Below are 2,626 nucleotides of genomic sequence, written 5' to 3' on the forward strand. Positions count from 1 at the left end.
GCTTGAAAATTAAAATGAAAGAATACGAGGGCTTTTTTAACGATTTTAATGGTGTTGAAAATAAAGAAAATTTCATTAAACATTTAAAAAATAAGCCTGATGGCAAGCACCGATTAGCTTACTTGCATTTAGTAGAACCTACCTTAAAAGAACCCGATATTACGCTTATTTTCAAAGATAAAGGTAAGGAGGTTAAAAAAGAGCATATCAAAGCCTTCCAAGGCGATCCTAAAACGATCTATTATTTTTTAGTCACACAGGATAATGATAGTAAGCTTATAACGGGATTAAGAACTTCGGAAAATTATCTTAAAGCAGAGATTGACAAGGCGGACATTATCCACTCTTTCATTCCGCAGGCAAGAACGCTTAAAGAATAAGCCGATGGAGTGGGCTTGCATTGAAATGATAAAACAAAAATTTGAATAAGTCAAGGAGTAAGAAGATGGAAAGAAAGCCTCACCCACCCAGTCAAAAAAACCGCTATGTTCACGCTTAAATTTGGAGAATCTCTGACAATAGAACACGATTGTAAGAATCTCATGGAGGTTAAAATCCAAACCGATAAGGGCAGTAAGACCCTTCATTTTAAACTCCCGCAACCCAAAGAATAGGATCGTTAATGGGTTAGCTGGTTAAAGTCTTTGGAGTTTATTTTTTAAGCCATTCTCATCATTGGTGGTGGTTTTGAATGTTCTTGGTGCGTGATTTGGTATTTTTAAATTAATCGGGTTGGATTGACTCCTTGTTTCTTTAATTTTTCAAAAAAAAAAAAAAAAAAGAAATTTTAGTTACTCTGTTTGCATCGTTACTAGAACCTCGTTGATTTTTTAGTTTAAAGCCCAGTTGGTTTTAGTGAGATTTTCTCTGATTGAAAAAAGCTTGTCTTTGACTTCGTTGCTGCTCAATTTCCTCACTTTATCCGAATTGTATTTCAAATCCTGGCTAAGAAGAGACAATCGGTTAGACAAATCGGCAATATCCACCCTTAGCCCCTCATCTCTGGCTAATTTGAGCGCTGGGATCAAATCCGTATCTTTTGAAAATATCAAAATCCTATCGGCTATTTTTTTAAAGGCTATTCTTTGAATGTCAAGACCCATGAGCATATCCACCTGCTTTTGTTCCAATAACGCCCTATAACTCCCATCAAACTCCACCCTTATTGCATGCAACTTCGTTCTCCCTAACCTCAATTCCACTTGATCCAATGAAGCCAGATCGTGTTGGAAATTTTCCACATCGCTATAAATCTTCTCCCATTTAGTCGCTTCACTGCTTTGTAAGATCTCTTCAATGTCGCTGCTCGTGAAGATTTTCATTTCTGTTCCCGGATTTTTTTCATTTTGGAGAGTGTCATTCCTCTTATCCCATAACGCATGTTCAAAATCAAAGGGTGGGGTGGTATAAAAGTAAATACGGCTGATCCATTCATCATCCAGTAAAAAAGCCCTAATAGTAACGATCACATCTAAAGCGATATTGTAATTAACGCATTTTGTTTGTTTAATATCGCGCCTGAAATTCTCCCAATCCACTAGTATGATTGTGTTTGCTTTCATTTATTGCTCCCTTATTTATATGCTAAATTTTTTAAAATTCTTAATGCAATCTTGTATTTTGTGCTAACAAAAAACATGGATATAATAATAGCGTTTTTTAAACCTTGCGATAAACAAACAGGAATGGTTGATGCGTATTTTAGGGATAGATCCGGGCAGTAGGAAATGCGGGTATGCTATCATTTCTCACACTTCTAACAAGCTTTCTTTAATCACGGCCGGATTCATTAATATCACCACGACACGCTTGCAAGAACAGATTTTAGATTTGATAGAAGCCTTAGATTGCTTATTGGATCGTTACGAAGTTAATGAAGTGGCGATTGAAGATATTTTTTTTGCGTATAACCCTAAAAGCGTGATCAAACTCGCGCAATTCAGGGGGGCGTTGTCCTTAAAGATTTTAGAAAGGATCGGTAATTTTAGCGAATACACGCCCTTACAAGTCAAAAAAGCCCTGACCGGTAACGGGAAAGCCGCTAAAGAGCAAGTGGCCTTTATGGTCAAACGCCTGCTTAACATCACAAGCGAAATCAAGCCTTTGGATATTAGCGATGCGATAGCCGTTGCTATCACGCATGCGCAACGCTTAAAACTCCATTAACTACCATTTGTAAGCCACTTCAAAACGCGCGTTAAACCCGGGCTCGGCGATCGCTCTTTTAACAGCGTCCGTGCCTGGCATATCCGGGCTCATGACATAAGGGCTTGTTTGATCCACATAGAATTTGTTGAAAACATTATTAAACACAGCCGAAAGCAACAAACCTTTCCAGCGGCTTTTGGTTTTAGGACTCCAATTGATATAAAAATTACTCACGCCATAGCCCGGTTTATGCATACGCACTAACCCTAACTGGGATCCGCATTTGGCTAAATCGGTAGGGGTTTTGGGTTTTTCAGCTGTCCCGTAATCAGGCAAGTAAATATCAAACCCGCAATAATCTAAACCGGTAACAAAACGGCTAAGCCATGCAAGATTGATCCCTGTTTTGGGGATGGTGTAATCCAATTTGATGATGAAAACATTACCGGTGCTTGCGGCAAGCTCATAGCTATCCGCC

3 protein-coding genes and 1 pseudogene are annotated in these 2,626 nt (G+C 38.6%); 2 read left to right on the forward strand and 2 right to left on the reverse strand.

Translation table 11 applies throughout. The annotated features are described in order from the left end of the window. Positions 1 to 380: PBECR2 nuclease fold domain-containing protein (locus DV63_RS15880; protein WP_020982473.1), on the forward strand; the 380-nt coding region annotated here is incomplete at its 5' end. A 450-nt stretch (positions 381 to 830) separates the two neighbouring features. Here the strand turns inward: DV63_RS15880 and DV63_RS15885 are convergent. Beyond that, a complete protein-coding gene (locus DV63_RS15885; protein ID WP_000646770.1) occupies positions 831 to 1,562 on the reverse strand; it encodes an NYN domain-containing protein in 732 nt (243 codons plus the stop codon). A 130-nt stretch (positions 1,563 to 1,692) separates the two neighbouring features. Between DV63_RS15885 and ruvC the strand changes: the two genes are divergently transcribed. Next, a complete protein-coding gene (ruvC, locus tag DV63_RS15890; protein WP_001221173.1) occupies positions 1,693 to 2,166 on the forward strand; it encodes a crossover junction endodeoxyribonuclease RuvC in 474 nt (157 codons plus the stop codon). On the opposite strand, the pseudogene DV63_RS15895 reads toward ruvC, so the two are convergent. Further along, positions 2,167 to 2,626 (reverse strand): annotated as a pseudogene (locus DV63_RS15895) (TonB-dependent receptor); the annotation flags it as partial.

Source organism: Helicobacter pylori FD535 (genome assembly GCF_000296015.2).
In the GTDB taxonomy this organism is placed as follows: domain Bacteria; phylum Campylobacterota; class Campylobacteria; order Campylobacterales; family Helicobacteraceae; genus Helicobacter; species Helicobacter pylori_CT.